Source organism: Pseudomonas sp. TE3895 (assembly GCF_056278855.1).
The window spans coordinates 2,026,124-2,044,220 of sequence record NZ_JBWBQE010000001.1 but is presented as its reverse complement, the minus strand read 5'-3'; the positions used below and the strand labels follow the sequence as shown (position 1 = coordinate 2,044,220).

Annotated in this window: 16 protein-coding genes and 1 pseudogene; 14 read left to right on the top strand and 3 right to left on the bottom strand. The window is 61.4% G+C overall.

All coding sequences use genetic code 11. The features are described from left to right. The first annotated feature begins 5 nt into the window (after window positions 1–5). Window positions 6–419, top strand: a complete 414-nt coding sequence (locus ACZ889_RS09230) for a YbaN family protein (RefSeq protein WP_003255065.1) — start codon at window positions 6–8, stop codon at window positions 417–419. On the opposite strand, the gene arcD (ACZ889_RS09225) is transcribed toward ACZ889_RS09230, so the two are convergent. After that, window positions 399–1,826 (bottom strand): arginine-ornithine antiporter, encoded by a 1,428-nt coding sequence (arcD, locus tag ACZ889_RS09225; RefSeq protein WP_180688778.1) that lies wholly within the window; start codon window positions 1,824–1,826, stop codon window positions 399–401. The two genes, ACZ889_RS09230 and arcD (ACZ889_RS09225), sit on opposite strands and share 21 nt — an antisense overlap. Window positions 1,827–2,261: 435 nt before the next feature. On the opposite strand from arcD (ACZ889_RS09225), the gene arcD (ACZ889_RS09220) reads away from it, so the two are divergent. The 7 genes and pseudogenes from arcD (ACZ889_RS09220) (at window position 2,262) to gltS (ending at window position 10,593) form a co-directional block, all read left to right on the top strand. Next, a complete protein-coding gene (gene arcD, locus ACZ889_RS09220; protein WP_003255071.1) occupies window positions 2,262–3,689 on the top strand; it encodes an arginine-ornithine antiporter in 1,428 nt (475 codons plus the stop codon). Between the two features lie 33 nt (window positions 3,690–3,722). After that, window positions 3,723–4,976 (top strand): arginine deiminase, encoded by a 1,254-nt coding sequence (arcA, locus tag ACZ889_RS09215; protein WP_003255072.1) that lies wholly within the window; start codon window positions 3,723–3,725, stop codon window positions 4,974–4,976. Window positions 4,977–5,045: 69 nt separating this feature from the next. Then, the gene (locus tag ACZ889_RS09210; RefSeq protein ID WP_180688779.1) at window positions 5,046–6,056 is read left to right on the top strand and encodes an ornithine carbamoyltransferase; all 1,011 of its coding nucleotides are present in this window, start codon (window positions 5,046–5,048) and stop codon (window positions 6,054–6,056) included. A gap of 187 nt (window positions 6,057–6,243) precedes the next feature. Beyond that, window positions 6,244–7,173 carry a carbamate kinase gene (gene arcC / locus ACZ889_RS09205; protein ID WP_047605011.1) on the top strand — a complete coding sequence of 310 codons (930 nt, stop codon included), beginning with the start codon at window positions 6,244–6,246 and terminating at the stop codon, window positions 7,171–7,173. Window positions 7,174–7,229: 56 nt separating this feature from the next. Beyond that, complete coding sequence (locus ACZ889_RS09200; protein WP_003255077.1) at window positions 7,230–7,598, top strand: DUF5064 family protein; 369 nt, start codon at window positions 7,230–7,232, stop codon at window positions 7,596–7,598. Window positions 7,599–7,750: 152 nt separating this feature from the next. Next, a pseudogene (locus ACZ889_RS09195) lies at window positions 7,751–9,260 on the top strand (sigma-54-dependent transcriptional regulator). A gap of 127 nt (window positions 9,261–9,387) precedes the next feature. Then, the gene (gene gltS, locus ACZ889_RS09190; RefSeq protein ID WP_180688780.1) at window positions 9,388–10,593 is read left to right on the top strand and encodes a sodium/glutamate symporter; all 1,206 of its coding nucleotides are present in this window, start codon (window positions 9,388–9,390) and stop codon (window positions 10,591–10,593) included. Window positions 10,594–10,670: 77 nt separating this feature from the next. Here gltS and ACZ889_RS09185 read toward each other — a convergent pair whose 3' ends face one another. Further along, on the bottom strand, window positions 10,671–11,312 hold the full coding sequence (locus tag ACZ889_RS09185; protein ID WP_476257322.1) for a DUF1109 domain-containing protein: 642 nt from the start codon (window positions 11,310–11,312) through the stop codon (window positions 10,671–10,673). Then, window positions 11,302–11,886 carry a sigma-70 family RNA polymerase sigma factor gene (locus ACZ889_RS09180; RefSeq protein WP_003255081.1) on the bottom strand — a complete coding sequence of 195 codons (585 nt, stop codon included), beginning with the start codon at window positions 11,884–11,886 and terminating at the stop codon, window positions 11,302–11,304. Before ACZ889_RS09180 ends, ACZ889_RS09185 begins: the two co-directional genes overlap by 11 nt. 222 nt (window positions 11,887–12,108) lie before the next feature. On the opposite strand from ACZ889_RS09180, the gene ACZ889_RS09175 reads away from it, so the two are divergent. The 6 genes from ACZ889_RS09175 to gcvP all read left to right on the top strand — a co-directional run bounded on the left by ACZ889_RS09175 (window position 12,109) and on the right by gcvP (window position 18,031). Continuing rightward, window positions 12,109–12,396 carry a BufA1 family periplasmic bufferin-type metallophore gene (locus tag ACZ889_RS09175; RefSeq protein ID WP_010952179.1) on the top strand — a complete coding sequence of 96 codons (288 nt, stop codon included), beginning with the start codon at window positions 12,109–12,111 and terminating at the stop codon, window positions 12,394–12,396. A gap of 16 nt (window positions 12,397–12,412) precedes the next feature. Further along, the gene (bufB, locus tag ACZ889_RS09170; protein ID WP_476257321.1) at window positions 12,413–13,246 is read left to right on the top strand and encodes an MNIO family bufferin maturase; all 834 of its coding nucleotides are present in this window, start codon (window positions 12,413–12,415) and stop codon (window positions 13,244–13,246) included. Beyond that, window positions 13,243–14,016: an HvfC/BufC N-terminal domain-containing protein gene (locus ACZ889_RS09165; protein WP_180688783.1), complete on the top strand. Its 774-nt coding sequence runs from the start codon at window positions 13,243–13,245 to the stop codon at window positions 14,014–14,016. Before bufB ends, ACZ889_RS09165 begins: the two co-directional genes overlap by 4 nt. Then, on the top strand, window positions 14,009–14,476 hold the full coding sequence (locus ACZ889_RS09160) for a DoxX family protein (protein WP_108078464.1): 468 nt from the start codon (window positions 14,009–14,011) through the stop codon (window positions 14,474–14,476). The genes ACZ889_RS09165 and ACZ889_RS09160 overlap by 8 nt, the downstream gene beginning before the upstream one ends. A 304-nt stretch (window positions 14,477–14,780) precedes the next feature. Next, complete coding sequence (gcvH, locus tag ACZ889_RS09155) at window positions 14,781–15,164, top strand: glycine cleavage system protein GcvH (RefSeq protein ID WP_003255087.1); 384 nt, start codon at window positions 14,781–14,783, stop codon at window positions 15,162–15,164. Between the two features lie 11 nt (window positions 15,165–15,175). Further along, window positions 15,176–18,031 (top strand): aminomethyl-transferring glycine dehydrogenase, encoded by a 2,856-nt coding sequence (gene gcvP / locus ACZ889_RS09150; RefSeq protein WP_476257320.1) that lies wholly within the window; start codon window positions 15,176–15,178, stop codon window positions 18,029–18,031. The last annotated feature ends 66 nt before the right edge of the window (window positions 18,032–18,097 follow it).

The following is an 18,097-nucleotide window of genomic DNA, read 5'->3' as shown; positions in this document are numbered from 1 at the left end:
AGAACATGACCCGACCAGCCCGCTCGAAACTCGCCCGCCTGTTGTATGGAATCCTGGCCTACGTGAGCCTCGGGGTGGGCCTGGTCGCCATTGTGATTCCTGGCTTGCCGACCACCGAGTTCATCCTGCTGGCCGCCTGGGCCGCCACGCGCAGCTCACCGCGCCTGTCGGCATGGCTGGAGAACCACCGGCTGTTCGGGCCAATTCTGCATAACTGGCGCAACGGCAAGGTGATCCAGCGCCGGGCCAAGGTCAGCGCAACCATCAGCATGCTACTGTGCGCAGGCCTGATGCTGACCTTTCTGGAACACCACTGGCCGGTGTTCCTGGCAATCGCCGGCATGACCCTGGGCAACCTGTGGATCTGGTCACGCCCGGAACACGCCTGCCCTGCCCCGTCACAAGCTCAGCAGCCCTGAATACAAGGCGTAGGCCGCCAGCGCGGCACCCACCAGCACGGCGGCGAAAATCAGCTTTTCCCAGGCCGTGAACAACGTCTGCCCCTGCTCATGCTTGGCCCTCGCGAACAAGATGACGCCGGGGGCGTACAGCAGCGCCGAAAGCAGCAGGTACTTGAGCCCGCCGGCATACAGCAGCCACACGGCATACAGCAGGGCAACCAGCGCCACCAGCAAGTCCTTGCGCCGCAACTTCGGCTGCCCGGCATAGGTTTCTGCGCGCATCGCCAGCAACACGGCATACGCCGCAGACCACAGGTAGGGCACCAGGATCATCGACGAGGCCAGGTAGATCAGACTGGTGTACGTACCGGCGGAGAACAGCGTAATCAGCAGGAAACCCTGAATCATGCAGTTGGTCAGCCACAGGGCGTTAGCCGGCACATGGTTGGCGTTTTCCTTGGCCAGAAAGCGCGGCATGGTCTTGTCCCGCGCCGTGGCGTAAAGGATTTCGGCACACAGCAGCGCCCATGAAAGCAAGGCGCCAAGCAGCGAGACCGCCAGGCCGAGGCTGATCAGCAAGGCGCCCCAGGGGCCGACGATATGCTCCAGCACCGAGGCCAGCGAGGGGTTCTGCAGCCCGGCCAGTTCCGGTTGGGTCATGATGCCCAGCGACAACACGTTGACCAGCACCAGCAGCGCCAGCACACCCAGAAAACCGATGACCGTGGCCTTGCCCACGTCTGACCGACGCTGGGCGCGCCCGGAATACACGCTGGCACCCTCTATGCCGATGAACACGAATACGGTCACCAGCATCATGTTGCGCACCTGCTCCAGCACGCTGCCGAATTGTGGGTTGCTCAAGCCCCAGATATCCCGGGTGAAGATATCGGCGCGGAAGGCAAATGCCGCGATCACCACGAAAATCAGCAAAGGCACCACTTTGGCAACGGTGGTGACCTGGTTGATGAAGGCCGCCTCCTTGATGCCGCGCAGTACCAGGAAGTGCACCGACCACAGCAGCAGCGAGGCACAACCGATGGCGATGGGTGTGTTGCCTTCGCCGAACACCGGGAAGTAGAAACCCAGGGTGCTGAACAGCAGTACGAAGTAGCCGACGTTGCCCAGCCAGGCGCTGATCCAGTAGCCCCAGGCCGAGGAAAAGCCCATGTACTCGCCAAAGCCGGCCTTGGCGTAGGCATATACCCCTGAGTCCAGTTCCGGCTTGCGGTTGGCCAGGGTCTGGAACACGAAGGCCAGGGCCAACATGCCGACTGCGGTGATCCCCCAGCCGATCAGCACTGCGCCCACATCAGCACGCGCGGCCATGTTCTGCGGCAGCGAGAAGATACCGCCGCCAATCATTGACCCGACCACCAGCGCGATCAGCGCGCCCAGGCGCAGCTTCTGTCCCGGTTCGCTCATGAGCCTCCCTTTCTTCCAGCCTGTCATGCGTTTGAAACAGCCTTGCTGGCTATATAAATACCGTTACTTATACTGAAGCCGTGCGCCCAACCTATATCACTAATAACTGCTTTGTCTATGTACCTGCTCCCTCAAAACTAGCAGCAGTCCAGCAACTAGAAAAGAAACTGATAAAACTCGAAATTCTTGTGAAAAATTTGCTAAAGCGGCAAAAGCGGCTAGTTTCAAGCTTCGCAGGCTGAACAGAGCGTTTGCTCTAGAAGGACATGGAGGTGCCAGCACACAAGGCCTGCAGCTCAAGCTGTCGGCACTCTCCAGGAGCACCCGTGAAGGAAATTTCCTACCTTCACGTCGCCTTAAACTGACGTAAGTCAGGTCAAGGCAACGGCGTCGGATCTATTCTGTCGTCAACTTTCTCCTGGCAGGAGTTGTTAAATGTCTGATTCATCCGGAAAACTAAAGCTCGGCGCATTAGTTGCACTTGTCGTCGGTTCGATGATTGGCGGCGGGATCTTCTCGCTGCCGCAAAACATGGCCGCCAGCGCAGGGGTTGGGGCCGTGTTGATCGGTTGGGGGATCACCGCGGTCGGCATGCTGACCCTGGCTTTCGTGTTCCAGACCCTGGCCAACCGCAAGCCTGACCTGGATGGCGGGGTGTATGCCTATGCCAAGGCCGGCTTCGGCGACTACATGGGCTTTTCCTCGGCCTGGGGCTACTGGATCAGTGCCTGGCTGGGCAACGTCGGCTACTTCGTACTGCTGTTCAGCACCCTGGGTTACTTCTTCCCGATCTTCGGTGAAGGCAACACCCCAGCCGCCATCATTGGCGCGTCGATCCTGTTGTGGGCGGTGCACTTTCTGGTACTGCGCGGCATCAAGGAGGCAGCCTTCATCAACCTGGTCACCACTGTGGCCAAAGTGGTGCCGCTGGTGCTGTTCGCCCTGATCTGCCTGTTCGCCTTCAGGCTCGACATCTTCACCGCCGATATCTGGGCCGTAGGCACGCCAGAGCTTGGCAGCGTCATGAACCAAGTGCGCAACATGATGCTGGTTACCGTGTGGGTATTCATCGGCATCGAGGGCGCGAGCATCTTCTCGGCGCGGGCGGAAAAACGCACCGACGTGGGCAAGGCAACGGTGATCGGCTTCGTGACCGTGCTGCTGTTCCTGGTGTTGGTCAACGTGCTGTCGCTGGGCATCATGACTCAACCGGAACTGGCCAAGCTGCAGAACCCATCGATGGCTGCCGTGCTGGAGCATGTGGTCGGCCACTGGGGGGCGGTGCTGATCAGCGTCGGCCTGGTCATCTCGCTGCTCGGGGCGCTGCTGTCGTGGGTGCTGTTGTGCGCCGAGATCATGTTCGCCGCAGCCAAGGACCACACCATGCCGGAGTTCCTGCGCCGCGAGAACGCCAAACAGGTACCGGCCAACGCCCTGTGGCTGACCAACGCCATGGTGCAGATCTTTCTGGTCATCACGCTGTTCTCAAGCAGCACCTACCTGTCTCTGATCTACCTCGCCACCTCGATGATCCTGGTCCCCTACCTGTGGTCGGCAGCCTATGCGTTCTTGCTGGCACTGCGCAGCGAAACCTACGAACAGGCCCTGGCCGAACGCAAGAAGGACCTGATCATCGGTGGCATCGCCCTGTTGTACGCCATCTGGCTGCTGTACGCCGGCGGCGTGAAATACCTGCTGCTCTCAGCCCTGCTCTACGCACCTGGCGCCATCCTGTTCGCCAAGGCCAAGCGTGAGGTGGGCAAACCGGTCTTCACCAACGTGGAAAAACTGATCTTCGCAGCCGTGGTCATTGGCGCCCTGGTGGCAGCCTTTGGCCTGTATGACGGCTTCCTGACCCTTTGACCCACGTCTTCGCTCAATTGGAGGAATGAAACCATGTCCGCTGAAAAACAGAAGTACGGTGTCCACTCCGAAGCCGGCAAACTGCGCAAAGTGATGGTTTGCGCCCCGGGCCTGGCGCACAAGCGCCTGACGCCGAGCAACTGTGATGAACTGCTGTTCGACGATGTGATCTGGGTCGACCAGGCCAAGCGTGACCATTTCGACTTCGTCACCAAGATGCGCGAGCGTGGTGTGGATGTGCTGGAGATGCACAACCTGCTGACCGATATCGTGCAGAACAAAGAGGCCCTCAAGTGGATCCTCGACCGCAAGATCACCCCTGACACCGTCGGCGTAGGCCTGACCAACGAAGTGCGCAGCTGGCTCGAAGGCCTGGAGCCACGCCACCTGGCCGAATTCCTGATCGGCGGCGTGGCAGGCCAGGACCTGCCGCAGAGCGAAGGCGCCGAAGTCGTGAAGATGTACAACGACTACCTGGGCCACTCCAGCTTCATCCTGCCACCCCTGCCCAACACCCAGTTCACCCGCGACACCACCTGCTGGATCTACGGCGGCGTGACGTTGAACCCGATGTACTGGCCGGCGCGTCGCCAGGAAACCCTGTTGACCACCGCCATCTACAAGTTCCACAAGGCGTTCACCGAGGCCGACTTCCAGGTGTGGTATGGCGACCCGGACAAGGACCATGGCAATGCCACGCTCGAAGGCGGTGATGTGATGCCGATCGGCAATGGCATCGTGCTCATCGGCATGGGTGAGCGCACCTCGCGCCAGGCCATCGGCCAGCTCGCGCAAAACCTGTTTGCCAAGGGCGCCGTCAAGGAAGTGATCGTCGCCGGCCTGCCAAAGTCCCGCGCCGCCATGCACCTGGACACTGTCTTCAGCTTCTGCGACCGCGACCTGGTCACGGTCTTCCCGGAAGTGGTGAAAGAGATTGTGCCATTCATCATCCGCCCGGACGAAAGCAAGCCTTACGGAATGGATGTACGCCGCATCAACAAGTCGTTCATCGAAGTGGTGGGCGAGCAACTGGGTGTCAAGCTGCGCGTGGTCGAGACCGGCGGCAACAGCTTCGCCGCCGAACGCGAACAGTGGGATGACGGTAACAACGTGGTGGCCATCGAGCCGGGCGTGGTCATTGGCTACGACCGCAACACCTACACCAACACCCTGCTGCGCAAGGCTGGCATCGAGGTCATCACCATCAGCGCCGGCGAACTGGGCCGGGGCCGTGGCGGCGGCCACTGCATGACCTGCCCTATCGTGCGCGACCCGATCGACTACTAACGACCATTACGCCCGGCCGCACCCATGAAGTGGCGGCCGGGACATCACCGAACTCAAGGAGAAACTGTCATGGCGTTCAACATTCACAACCGCAACTTGCTCAGCCTGGAACACCACACCACCCGTGAGTTGCGCTATCTGCTGGACCTGTCCCGCGACCTCAAGCGCGCCAAGTACACGGGCACCGAGCAGCAGCACCTGAAGGGCAACAACATCGCCCTGATCTTCGAAAAAACCTCCACCCGTACCCGTTGTGCCTTCGAAGTCGCAGCCTATGACCAAGGCGCCAACGTCACCTACATCGACCCCAACTCCTCGCAGATCGGCCACAAGGAAAGCATGAAGGACACCGCCCGAGTGCTCGGGCGCATGTATGACGCCATCGAGTACCGTGGCTTCAAGCAGGAAATCGTCGAAGAGCTGGCCAAGTTCGCCGGCGTACCGGTGTTCAACGGCCTGACCGACGAATATCACCCCACCCAGATGATCGCCGACGTGCTGACCATGCGTGAGAACAGCGACAAGCCGCTGCACGACATCAGCTACGCCTACCTGGGCGATGCCCGCAACAACATGGGCAACTCGCTGCTGCTGATCGGTGCCAAGCTGGGCATGGATGTGCGCATCGCCGCGCCCAAGGCACTGTGGCCACACGACGACCTGGTCGAGCGCTGCAAGCAGTACGCTGAAGAAAGCGGCGCACGCATTACCCTCACCGAAGACCCGAAAGCCGCGGTCAAGGGTGTCGACTTTGTCCATACCGACGTGTGGGTATCGATGGGCGAGCCGATCGAAGCCTGGGGTGAGCGCATCAAGCAGCTCAAGCCTTATCAGGTGAATGCCGAACTGATGAAGTCCACCGGTAACCCGCGGACCAAGTTCATGCACTGCCTGCCGGCATTCCACAACTCCGAAACCAAGGTAGGCAAGCAGATCGCCGAACAATACCCGGACCTGGCCAACGGCATCGAAGTGACCGATGACGTGTTCGAGTCGCCAGCGTGCATCGCCTTCGAGCAGGCGGAAAACCGCATGCACACGATCAAGGCGATCCTGGTATCGACCCTGGCTGATCTGTAAGGGCTGTCTCGATAGCGCGGCCACCCCGCCCTTGTGTGTGTGTGTGTAGGAGCGGGTTCACCCGCGAAGGCGTCGGCAGCTCCAACAGCTTTACCTGGGCTGACGCATTCGCGGGTAAACCCGCTCCTACAACTGGGAGCGGTACGGTCCGAGAGCAGCGTCCCCTCTTTCACCAAAGGACATTACCATGCGTATCGTTGTTGCATTGGGCGGCAACGCCCTGCTTCGTCGCGGCGAGCCCATGACCGCTGACAACCAGCGCGCCAATATCCGCACCGCCACCGAACAGATCGCCAAGATTCACCCTGGCAACGAGCTGGTCATCGCCCACGGCAACGGCCCGCAAGTGGGTCTGCTGTCGCTTCAGGCCCTGTCGTACAAGCCAGACGAGGCCTACCCGCTGGACGTGCTGGGTGCCGAGACCGAGGGCATGATCGGTTACATGATCGAACAGGAACTGGGTAACCTGCTGGCCTTCGAGGTGCCATTCGCCACCTTGCTCACCCAAGTGGAAGTGGACGCCAACGACCCTGCCTTCAAGGACCCGACCAAGTTCATCGGCCCGGTCTACAGCAAGGAAGAGGCCGAGCGCCTGGCCAAGGAAAAGGGCTGGGTGGTCAAGGCCGACGGCGACAAGTACCGCCGCGTGGTAGCCAGCCCGAAACCCAAGCGCATCTTCGAAATTCGCCCGATCAAGTGGCTGCTGGAAAAAAGCAGCATCGTGATTTGCGCAGGCGGTGGCGGCATCCCCACCATGTACGATGAAAACCGCAAGCTCAAAGGCATCGAGGCGGTGATCGACAAAGACCTGTGCTCGGCGCTGCTGGCCGAGCAATTGGAAGCCGACCTTCTGATTATCGCCACCGACGTCGATGCAGCCTACATTGACTGGGGCAAGCCGACGCAGAAGGCCATCGCCCAGGCCCACCCGGACGCGTTGGAAACGCTGGGGTTTGCCGCCGGCTCCATGGGGCCTAAGGTGCAGGCCGCCTGCGACTTTGCCCGCAACACCGGCAAGGTGGCGGTGATCAGTTCGCTGGAGAACATCGAAGGCATCGTCAAAGGCAAAGCCGGCACTCGGGTTTCCACCGAGAAGCCGGGGATCAGCTACCGTTGAATGCAGTCGGCGGGCTTACGCGGCCCGCCATTTTCGACCTTCCAAAGGAGATAGCCATGGCCCAGTATCAGCCCGGTCATGTACACATCGAGCGCTCTGCGCTGAACAACGCCGACCACAGCTATGACCTGAACATCGAGTACGAAGCTGTGTCGGACCCCAAGGAAGGCAGAGGCATTCAGTTCCACATGCATGGCAGCATCGAAGGCAAAACGGTGGAAGAAAAGTTCTTCCTGGCCAAGGACCAGGCCTTGCCCAGCTTCCTCATGTTACTGACCCGCAAGGCGCAGTCGTATCTGGCGCCGCCGAAGAAATTCGAGACCCTGAGTTCGCCGCACAAGCTCTATGACCATATGTTTGCAGACATCCGCGAAAAGCTCGACGTGAAATCGGGCGACCCGATCAAACCTGAACATCTGGAGTGACCCTTTTCGCGAGCAAGCCCGCCCCCGCATGGACAGCAGCAACCCTGTGGCAGTGGGAGCGGGCGCGCCCGCGAATGCGCCACCGCCGACCTTGGGCCTGAACCCCGTCTCAGGGCATACTGGCGGCCTCCGTTGCCAACTGTTCGAACCCCATGCGCATCCACGTCAGCTTCATCGACCGCGTCGGCATCACCCAGGAAGTCCTCGCCCTGCTCGGTGCCCGCAACCTCAACCTGGACGCCGTGGAGATGGTCCCGCCGAACGTCTACATCGACGCCCCCACCCTCAGCCCCGCCGTACTTGAAGAACTGCACGACGCGCTGTTCGAAGTACACGGCGTGCAATCGGTGGACGTGGTCGACATCCTCCCCGGCCAGCGCCGCCACCTGCAGCTCGATGCCCTGCTGGCCGCCATGAGCGACCCGGTGCTGGCGGTGGACAGCGCAGGCCTGGTGCTGTTGGCCAACCCGGCGCTGATCGAACTGTGCGGCCGCGAATCTGCCGGGCGCTCTGTGGGTGAGCTGTTTGGCGACCCCGCGCTGCTGCAAGCACTGCTGGACAACAACTTCCACCTGCCCATGCGCGAGATGCAGCTCAATGGCCATAGCCTGCTGCTGGACGCCATGCCGATTACCAACGCCGGTGGCCTGCTGACGCTGTACCCCCCCTCGCGCATGGGCGAACGCCTGTCGGCCTTGCACCACGACCACGCCGAAGGCTTCGATGCCTTGCTTGGCGAGTCGCCGGCCATCCGCACCCTCAAGGCCCGCGCCTTACGCGTGGCTGCGCTCGATGCGCCGCTGCTGGTGCATGGCGAGACCGGCACCGGCAAAGAACTGGTAGCCCGCGCCTGCCATGCCGTCAGCAGCCGCCATGCGGCCCCGTTCCTGGCGCTGAACTGCGCCGCGCTGCCCGAGAGCCTGGCCGAAAGCGAGCTGTTCGGCTACGCGCCCGGAGCCTTTACCGGCGCGCAACGCGGTGGCAAGCCTGGGCTGATGGAACTGGCCAACCAGGGCACCGTGTTTCTCGATGAAATTGGTGAAATGTCGCCCTACCTGCAGGCCAAGCTGCTGCGTTTTCTCAGCGATGGCAGCTTCCGCCGGGTGTGGTGGCGACCGTGAAGTGAAGGTGGATGTGCGCATCATCAGCGCCACCCACCGCGATCTGGAGCGCATGGTCGCCGAAGGCAGCTTTCGCGAAGACCTGTTCTACCGCCTGAACGTGCTTAACCTGGAGGTACCGCCGCTTCGCGACCGTGGCCAGGACATCCTGATGCTGGCGCACTTCTTCATGCAGCAGGCGTGCACACAGATCCAGCGCCCAGCCTGTCGGCTGACCCCCTCCACCCATTCGGCACTGCTGGCCAACCCTTGGCCGGGCAATGTGCGCCAATTGCAGAACGTGATCTTTCGCGCTGCGGCTATCTGCGAGGGCAACCTGGTGGATATCGGCGACCTGGACATCGCCGGCACCTCGGTGGCACGCGGGCAAGATGGCGAAGTGGCCAGCCTGGAACAGGCTGTAGGTGATTTCGAGCGCGAGCTGTTACAGCGCTTGTATGCCAGCTACCCGTCAACACGGCAACTGGCCGGGCGCTTGCAAACTTCGCACACGGCTATCGCGCAGAGGCTGCGTAAATATGGAATACCCGGGAAACCATGACGGCTGTGGTCAAAACCCATAATTGAATCGGACTTTTCCTAGCCGCTCAGCCACATGTGACTGGAGTGCTCCCCGTAGAATGGCGACATTGCAATTTTGCTTGTCACCCTGAACGAAGAGTACCCTGATGTTCGAACTCGATTTTTACGGGACACTGGTAGCCGCCTCGTTGGTACTGCTACTGGGACGCGGCCTGGTTGCACGCATTGGTTTCCTGCGCGCATACAATATCCCGGAGCCTGTTGCAGGCGGCCTGGTCGTTGCCCTGTTACTCCTGGCATTGCGCAGTTTCGATGTACACGTCCAATTCGATACCTCGTTGCAAACACCATTGATGCTGGCATTCTTCGCTACCATCGGCTTGAGTGCAGACTTCGCAAGCCTGAAGAAGGGTGGACGCGTGGTCGCCGTATTCCTTCTGGTTGTGACGGGTTTGCTAATGGTTCAGAACGCCATGGGCATCGGCCTGGCAACAGCACTGGGGCTCGACCCGCTGATGGGCCTGCTGGCCGGTTCGATCAGCTTGTCGGGTGGCCACGGTACAGGCGCAGCCTGGGGCGCGACCTTCACTGAGCGGTTCGGCCTGGCTTCGGCTTCGGAACTGGCAATGGCCTCTGCCACTTTCGGCCTGGTGTTGGGCGGTTTGATTGGTGGCCCAGTCGCCCGGTTGCTGATCAAACGGGTCGAAACACCTGGCGTGCAAGAAGAGGCACCGCAGTTACCCAAGGGCTTTGAACAACCAGACAGAGAGCGCTTGATCACATCGTTTTCATTTATAGAAACCTTGGCACTTATTGCTGTCAGCTTACTGACGGGCACATTACTTAATGGCTTGTTGAAAGGCACAGCATTCGAACTGCCGACCTTCGTTTGCGTACTCTTCGTCGGTGTAGTGTTGCGCAATGGGCTTCGGGCTTTAGGCGTTTACAAAGTATTCGAACGGGAAGTGTCGGTACTGGGCAATGTGAGTTTGTCCCTGTTCCTGGCCATTGCCTTGATGTCGCTCAAGTTGTGGGACCTGGCAGCCCTGGCGTTACCCTTCTTTACCTTGTTGGCCGCGCAGACACTGGTCATGGCGCTGTTCGCAATCTTCGTGACGTTCAAGGTAATGGGGCGCAACTACGATGCAGCAGTCCTGGCTGCCGGCCACTGTGGCTTCGGCCTGGGTGCAACACCGACAGCCATCGCCAACATGCAAGCGGTGACACAACGCTTTGGTGCCTCGCACCTTGCCTTCCTGGTGGTGCCGATGGTGGGGGCGTTCTTCATCGACATCATCAATGTCATCGTGATCAAGCTGTACCTGGCATTGCCCTGGTTTGTTGCGGGTTAAGCGAGGTCACGAACCTGTGAAGCCAGGGCAGGCAATCAGCACGTCGTTCTGAGTTGTGTGGGGCCTGCCGGTGCAGCCTACCAACGCAGCATGCGGGGGCCCCACCAGGCACCGAACACCGTCGGCACGAGCATGCCGAGGACATACCACACACCCCAGAACGGCACGCCCATTTCCGGACAATGCAGGCAGTAGGCCACCGTTGCGCTCGAGCCCGCCAGCAGGCCACCGGCAGCACCTGCCAGCCGTAACCGGGTGGGCGCCAGGCCTTTCAGCGCCCAGAACACGGTGACAAAGGCCGGCACCGACAGCAACGCGATATTCAGTGCGCAGGTACGCCATGTGCGCCCGAACAACAGGTCGGCGCGTGCCTCCACAGGCGCCCCGGCGATACTCACCGCCGCCCCGCACCAGACCAGCAGCAGTGGCAAGCCAAGCATCTTCCAGCCTGCAGCGCCCTTCCCTCCTGGCCTGGCCAAGCGGCTCGTCAACCACAGCCCGATCAACGCCAAGCTGGTTGGAAAGGCGACTTTGCCCCAGAACAACGGGGTTTGTGCGACCTCTGTGATATCACTGCGTACACCGTAAAGGGTAATAGTCAGCAGCAGTGCTGCGGTCAGCCCGCCCAGCACAGCCACTGCCATCCGCCTGCCAACGGCGTAGCGCGGCACTGGCCCTTCGCCTGCGGCCAGCAAGGCAATCAAATCGTCAGTCTTCATGGTTGTTGGCTCCTCCAATCAGCCTGGATAGCGCTTTCAGACCTCGATGTATCCCAACCTTTACCGCTGAACTGGAAAGCCCGGTAAGTTGTGCCGTCTCTTCGACAGACAACCCCTCCAACTTGACATGAACAATCGGCAGTCGTTGCCGCTCTGGCAGTTGCTTGAGCAGCTTGGTCAGGTCTCGGCTGGCCTCGGCTGATTCAACCTCCGAGACGGCAAACAGTTGCGCATCATCGTCCAGCACATCATGCCGGGCGTCGCGACGTGAAACACTTCGCAGATGATCCGCCAGCTTATAACGGGCGATCGCCTGCACCCAGGCAGTCAAAGGCTGCTGCGGCTGGTAAGTGTGGCGCGCGTTATGCACCGCCAGCAGCACATCCTGCACCATGTCCTCTATCTCGGCCGGGCGCCTGCTCAGACGGCTGCGCAGAAACGCACGCACATGCAGCGCAAGCGTGCCAAGAAAATCCTGATAGGCCAGCTGGTCGCCTGTCAGCCCCCGAAGCAACAGTGCTTTCAACCGGGCCTCGCGAGCCTCGAGCTCATCCTGTGAGTTAGTTCGCTGCATGGGTCGCCTGGGTTACACCCTGAATACAATTGACTTGATTCATCCGCTCCCGGCGTGTGGCACGCAGGTGCTGCAAATATGCCATGCCCTTGGCTTCAACATCAGGTCGTGAAGACACGCCCTGAAAAATTTCTTCCAAGGCTGTAACCCGTTTTACGCAAGGCACGAATTACTCCATGAGCCGCCGGTATACACCACGGCCACACTCTCAGGAGATTGACCATGAAAACCCTCGCCCTCACCACCGCAGCGCTCGCGCTTGCCACGCTTGCAGGCGCCGCCATGGCGGCCGACAGCACGCAACCCGCCGGCAATGGCGCTGCCATGGAAAAATGCTACGGCGTCGCCATGGCAGGAAAGAACGATTGCAAGGCCGGCGCCGGCACCAGCTGCGCCGGCAGTGCGAAGAAGGACTACGACGGCATGCACTGGAAAAACGTCCCCGCCGGCACCTGCACATCGATCAAGACACCCGCCGGCATGGGCTCGCTGACACCTATCAAGTCTTGATCAGGGGAAACCGACCATGAACGCAGACGCACGAATGGGCGCCGGAGTCAGCCTGAAGGCCGAGCACTACGACCAGGCGCTGGCGTGCAATCTCGAAGGGCTCTGGTTTGAAGTTCACCCGGAGAACTACATGGTCGGTGGCCCTCGCCTTGCCTGGCTGAACCGAATCGCAGAGCGGCACCCGGTCTCATTGCATGGTGTGGCACTTTCGCTTGCGGCTGACGCGGCCCCCGATCAGGACCATCTGCAACGTCTGCGCGCACTGTGCGATCAGACCGAACCGGTACTGGTATCAGAGCACCTGGCCTGGTCAACCTGGCAGGGGCACTACCATCCAGACCTGCTGCCATTTCCGCGCAGCAACGAAGCTCTGCAGCGCATCGCTGAAAACATCCAGCGATGCCAGGAGGTATTGGGCCGACGGATATCCATCGAAAACCCCAGTCATTATTTGCAGCTGCAGGGCCATGACTGGGACGAGATCGACTTTCTTGGCGAACTGACACGTCGCACCGGTTGTGGTCTGTTGCTGGACATCAACAACGTCTACGTGAGCGCTCACAATCTGGGGTTCTCGGCAACTGCCTACCTGGATCGCTTTCCAGCGCAAGCCATCACAGAAGTTCATCTGGCCGGGCACAGCGACGATGACCAAGGCATCCTGCTGATCGACTCTCATGATGCGCGGGTGGCCGAGCCTGTATGGGCGCTGTACCGCAAACTGGTTTCCCGTGTCGGTCCGCGCCCGACCCTCATTGAACGTGACGACAAGCTTCCCCCGTTCACCGAACTGCTTGCTGAACGGTCCATCGCACACTCGATCATGACTTGCCCAGGTGTATTGCCATGAACCTTTCCCTTGGTCAGTTCCAGCAAGCGTTCATCGAGGCGCTCTATTCCCGTCCTGCTCCCGAGCTTTCAGGAGTGACCGAACAGGCGGCGTTCGCGGTTTATCGCAACACGGTGCTGGCCGGCTGCGTGGATGCGCTGCGCGCAAACTTTCCGAGCGTGTGCACACTCGTCGGGCGCGCCTGGATGGATGAGACCGCGGCAGTTTACGCGCGGCAATTCCCCCCCAGTGATCCCCGGCTGATCTGCTATGGCGCAACCTTCCCGGATTTCCTCGAAGACATTCAGTCACAGCACGCTGTGCCGTATCTGGCGGATGTCGCCCGCCTGGACCTGCATTGGACAGAAGCCTTCAGCGCGCCGTACGAAACGTGCCTGAACCTTGTCGAACTGGCAGGCATGACCCCCAGCGATCTTGATCACGGTTGCTTGCCCCCCCGTGCCAGTGCTCGCTGGTACTGGTGCGAAGCGCATCCTGTGTACACCCTGTGGCGCTGCGCCCGCGAGCAGGTTGCCTGGCCCCATGACCAGCCATGGGTGGGCGAAGGGGTGCTGTTTGTCGGCACCGCTGATGGCGTATGCCATCAGCCGCTGGGGAAAGGTGGCCATGCGTTTCTCAAGGCCTGTGCGGCCGGACAGTCGCTGATGCAGGCCTCGGAACTGGCGCGACACGCTGAAACCGACCTGGATTTCACCGAGATGCTCGGGCGCCTGATGACAGCCCAGGCTTTTCGCCCACTTGCCTTCACAGGAGAACACCATCATGGCTAGTGCCGACTTCACGCCCCTGGCCAGCAGCCTGCGGCGCGCCTGGAACCACATTGCACAGAGCCTCGAGCACCGTTTGAGCGATGACTTATTGTGCATAGTCGCCCGGTTAGGGATCGCCTCGGTATTCTTTCTTTCCGGGCGCACCAAAGTGGAAGGTTTACTTACCCTCACACCCGGCACCTATGAGCTGTTCCGCACCGAGTACGCGCTGCCGCTACTCTCGCCCTGGCTTGCAGCGCACCTGGCCGCCTACGCTGAGCACTTGTTCCCGCTATTGCTGGTGCTCGGGCTGATGACCCGGCTATCAGCGCTGGCACTGCTGGGCATGACGTTGGTGATCGAAGTGTTCGTCTACCCCGATGCGTGGCCTACCCACCTGACCTGGGCAGGGCTCTTGCTGCTCCTGGTCGCACGTGGCGCCGGCGCGTTTTCGCTGGATCATTTGCTGAAAGTGAGATGACCGGAGGCCATTGGCACCAGGCCTGTCGGGCACCACATGTATCGTTTTCAATACGTCGTAACGAAAAAGATACACACCCTCCTCGACGTGGGTGCACAAGGGTTTGATGCTCAAACCCTTTTCCTCCCATGAGCACCTGTAACGATATCATTCCATACGAAAAATACGGCTTCTCCACCTAATTACGTAATCTATTGATAAATAAGAAGTTTTATAGGTTGGCCGCATTATTGCTAAGGGAATCCTACCCTAAGAGCGCGGCGCCACCGCGCCCCCCCAACGCCCTGCTTCCCGAGGATTCCCCATGAGCGAGTTGCGTTTCACTGAAGATCACGAATGGCTGCGCGTCGAAGCCGATGGCAGCGTCACCGTGGGCATCACCGCCTACGCCCAGAATGCCCTGGGCGACGTGGTTTTCGTGCAACTGCCAGAGTTGCAGCAGTATGAGAAAGGCAGCGAAGCGTCCACCGTCGAATCGGTCAAGGCCGCCAGCGGCGTGTACATGCCACTGACGGGTGAAGTGGTCGAGGTCAACGGCCAGCTTGAAGACAGCCCGGAACTGGTCAACGAAGACCCGATGGGCGAAGGCTGGTTCTTCCGCTTCATCCCTGCCGATGCAGAAGCCGTAACCGCTCTGCTCGATCAGGACGCCTACGACCGCCTGCTCAAAGCCAACGACGACGCCTGAGGAATCCCGCCATGACCATCAACCTCGGCACCGCCAACGAATTCATCGCCCGTCACATAGGCCCGCGCGCCGCTGACGAACAGGCCATGCTCACTGCACTGGGCTTCGACTCGCTGGACGCCATGACCGCTGCGGTCATCCCCGACAGCATCAAAGGCACCAGCGTGCTTGGCTCGCACGACGGCCAGAGCGAGGCCGACGCGCTCGCTGCGCTCAAGGCCATCGCTGGCAAGAACCAGCTGTTCAAAAGCTACATCGGCCAGGGCTACTACAACACCCACACTCCGGCACCGATCCTGCGCAACCTGCTGGAAAACCCGGCCTGGTATACCGCCTACACCCCGTATCAGCCAGAAATTTCCCAAGGCCGCCTGGAAGCACTGCTGAACTTCCAGACCCTGATCAGCGACCTCACCGGCCTGCCGATCGCCAACGCCTCCTTGCTCGACGAAGCCACGGCTGCGGCCGAGGCCATGACCTTCTGCAAGCGCCTGTCGAAGAACAAGTCCAGCCATGCCTTCTTCGCCTCCGTGCACTGTCACCCGCAAACCCTCGACGTGCTGCGCACCCGTGCCGAGCCGCTGGGTATCGAGGTTGTGGTTGGCGACGAACGCGAGCTGGGCGATGTCAGCACCTTCTTCGGGGCCCTGCTGCAATACCCGGGCAGCAACGGTGAAGTGTTCGACTACCGCGAGGTCGTGCAGCGCTTCCACGCGGCCAACGCCCTGGTCGCCGTAGCGGCAGACCTGCTGGCCCTGACCCTGCTGACCCCACCGGGCGAATTCGACGCCGATGTAGCCATCGGCAGCGCCCAGCGCTTCGGCGTGCCACTGGGCTTCGGTGGCCCGCACGCGGCTTACTTCGCCACCCGCGACGCGTTCAAGCGCGACATGCCTGGCCGCTTGGTCGGCGTGTCGATTGACCGCTTCGGCAAAACCGCCCTGCGTCTGGCCATGCAGACCCGCGAGCAACACATCCGCCGCGAAAAGGCCACCAGCAACATCTGCACCGCCCAGGTGCTGCTGGCCAACATCGCCAGCATGTTCGCCGTGTACCACGGCCCTGCCGGCCTCAAGCGCATTGCCGAGCGCACCCATGCCCTGACCGCGATCCTCGCCGCCGGCCTGAAGGCGCTGGGCGTACAAGTGGTGGGCGCCAGCGCCTTCGATACCCTGACCCTGGCCACCGGCACTGCCACCGCCAGCCTGCATGACAAGGCACGCGCCCAGGGCATCAACCTGCGCCAGATCGATGCCGCCCATGTGGGCCTGTCTCTGGACGAAACCAGCACTCAGGCTGACGTCGAATCGCTGTGGCAGCTGTTGGGTGGCGAGCAGGCACAGCCTGACTTCACCGCACTGGCCGCCAGCACCGGTTCCCTGCTGCCTGCCGCCCTGCTGCGCCAGTCGGCCATCCTCGAACACCCGGTGTTCAACCGCTACCACAGCGAAACCGAGCTGATGCGCTACCTGCGCCGCCTGGCCGACAAGGACCTGGCGCTGGACCGCAGCATGATCCCGCTGGGCTCGTGCACCATGAAGCTGAACGCCGCCAGCGAAATGATCCCGGTCACCTGGGCCGAGTTCGGCAACCTGCACCCGTTCGCCCCGGCCGAGCAGAGCCAGGGCTACCTGCAGATGACCACCGAACTGGAGGCCATGCTGTGCGCGGCCACTGGCTATGATGCCGTGTCGCTGCAGCCCAACGCCGGCTCGCAGGGCGAATACGCCGGGCTGTTGGCGATCCGCGCCTACCACCGCAGCCGTGGTGAAGGCCACCGCGATATCTGCCTGATCCCGTCGTCGGCCCATGGCACCAACCCGGCCACCGCACACATGGCTGGCATGCGTGTCGTGGTTACCGCCTGTGACGCCCGTGGCAACGTCGATGTCGAGGACCTGCGCGCCAAAGCCATCGAGCACCGCGAGCGCCTGGCTGCAATCATGATCACCTACCCGTCGACCCACGGCGTGTTCGAGGAAGCGATCGGCGAAATCTGCGCGATCATCCACGACAACGGTGGCCAGGTGTATATCGATGGCGCCAACATGAACGCCATGGTCGGACTGTGCGCGCCAGGCAAGTTCGGCGGCGACGTTTCCCACCTGAACCTGCACAAGACCTTCTGCATCCCGCACGGTGGTGGTGGCCCGGGTGTTGGCCCGATTGGCGTCAAGTCGCACTTGGCGCCGTTCCTGCCAGGCCATGCACAGCTGGAAAACACCCAGGGCGCGGTATGCGCTGCGCCGTTCGGTAGCGCCAGCATCCTGCCAATCACATGGATGTATATCCGCATGATGGGCGGTGCCGGCCTCAAACGTGCCTCGCAGATGGCAATCCTCAACGCCAACTACATCGCCCGCCGCCTGGAAGAGCACTATCCTGTTCTGTATACCGGCGGTAACGGCCTGGTGGCTCACGAGTGCATTCTCGACCTGCGCCCACTGAAGGACACCAGCGGCATCAGTGTCGACGACGTGGCCAAGCGGTTGATCGACTTTGGCTTCCACGCCCCGACCATGTCCTTCCCGGTGGCTGGCACGCTGATGATCGAACCGACCGAAAGCGAGTCCAAAGAAGAACTGGACCGCTTCTGCAACGCAATGATCCAGATCCGCGAAGAAATCCGCGCGGTGGAGAACGGTAGCCTGGACAAGGACGACAACCCGCTGAAAAACGCACCGCACACTGCGGCTGAGCTGGTTGGCGAATGGACCCATGGCTACAGCCGCGAGCAGGCGGTATACCCCCTGGCGAGCCTGGTGGAAGGCAAGTACTGGCCGCCGGTGGGCCGGGTCGACAACGTGTTCGGCGACCGCAACCTGGTGTGCGCCTGCCCGTCGATCGAGAGCTATCAGGACGCCTGATAGCCCCTCCCCGCCACCTGGCTTGGGTGGCGGGCTCTGTGTAGGCGCGGGTCTACCCGCGAATGC

What these genes read in the sequence shown, in the direction of transcription:
- arcA (WP_003255072.1), top strand. Translation starts at nt 3,723, where the DNA reads ATGTCCGCTGAAAAACAGAAGTACGGTGTCCACTCCGAAGCCGGCAAA.
- ACZ889_RS09230 (WP_003255065.1), top strand. Translation starts at nt 6, where the DNA reads ATGACCCGACCAGCCCGCTCGAAACTCGCCCGCCTGTTGTATGGAATC.
- ACZ889_RS09165 (WP_180688783.1), top strand. Translation starts at nt 13,243, where the DNA reads ATGAACCTTTCCCTTGGTCAGTTCCAGCAAGCGTTCATCGAGGCGCTC.
- bufB (WP_476257321.1), top strand. Translation starts at nt 12,413, where the DNA reads ATGAACGCAGACGCACGAATGGGCGCCGGAGTCAGCCTGAAGGCCGAG.
- ACZ889_RS09175 (WP_010952179.1), top strand. Translation starts at nt 12,109, where the DNA reads ATGAAAACCCTCGCCCTCACCACCGCAGCGCTCGCGCTTGCCACGCTT.
- arcD (WP_180688778.1), bottom strand. Translation starts at nt 1,826, where the DNA reads ATGAGCGAACCGGGACAGAAGCTGCGCCTGGGCGCGCTGATCGCGCTG.
- ACZ889_RS09185 (WP_476257322.1), bottom strand. Translation starts at nt 11,312, where the DNA reads ATGAAGACTGACGATTTGATTGCCTTGCTGGCCGCAGGCGAAGGGCCA.
- ACZ889_RS09210 (WP_180688779.1), top strand. Translation starts at nt 5,046, where the DNA reads ATGGCGTTCAACATTCACAACCGCAACTTGCTCAGCCTGGAACACCAC.
- arcC (WP_047605011.1), top strand. Translation starts at nt 6,244, where the DNA reads ATGCGTATCGTTGTTGCATTGGGCGGCAACGCCCTGCTTCGTCGCGGC.
- gcvP (WP_476257320.1), top strand. Translation starts at nt 15,176, where the DNA reads ATGACCATCAACCTCGGCACCGCCAACGAATTCATCGCCCGTCACATA.
- gcvH (WP_003255087.1), top strand. Translation starts at nt 14,781, where the DNA reads ATGAGCGAGTTGCGTTTCACTGAAGATCACGAATGGCTGCGCGTCGAA.
- ACZ889_RS09180 (WP_003255081.1), bottom strand. Translation starts at nt 11,886, where the DNA reads ATGCAGCGAACTAACTCACAGGATGAGCTCGAGGCTCGCGAGGCCCGG.
- ACZ889_RS09200 (WP_003255077.1), top strand. Translation starts at nt 7,230, where the DNA reads ATGGCCCAGTATCAGCCCGGTCATGTACACATCGAGCGCTCTGCGCTG.
- arcD (WP_003255071.1), top strand. Translation starts at nt 2,262, where the DNA reads ATGTCTGATTCATCCGGAAAACTAAAGCTCGGCGCATTAGTTGCACTT.
- ACZ889_RS09160 (WP_108078464.1), top strand. Translation starts at nt 14,009, where the DNA reads ATGGCTAGTGCCGACTTCACGCCCCTGGCCAGCAGCCTGCGGCGCGCC.
- gltS (WP_180688780.1), top strand. Translation starts at nt 9,388, where the DNA reads ATGTTCGAACTCGATTTTTACGGGACACTGGTAGCCGCCTCGTTGGTA.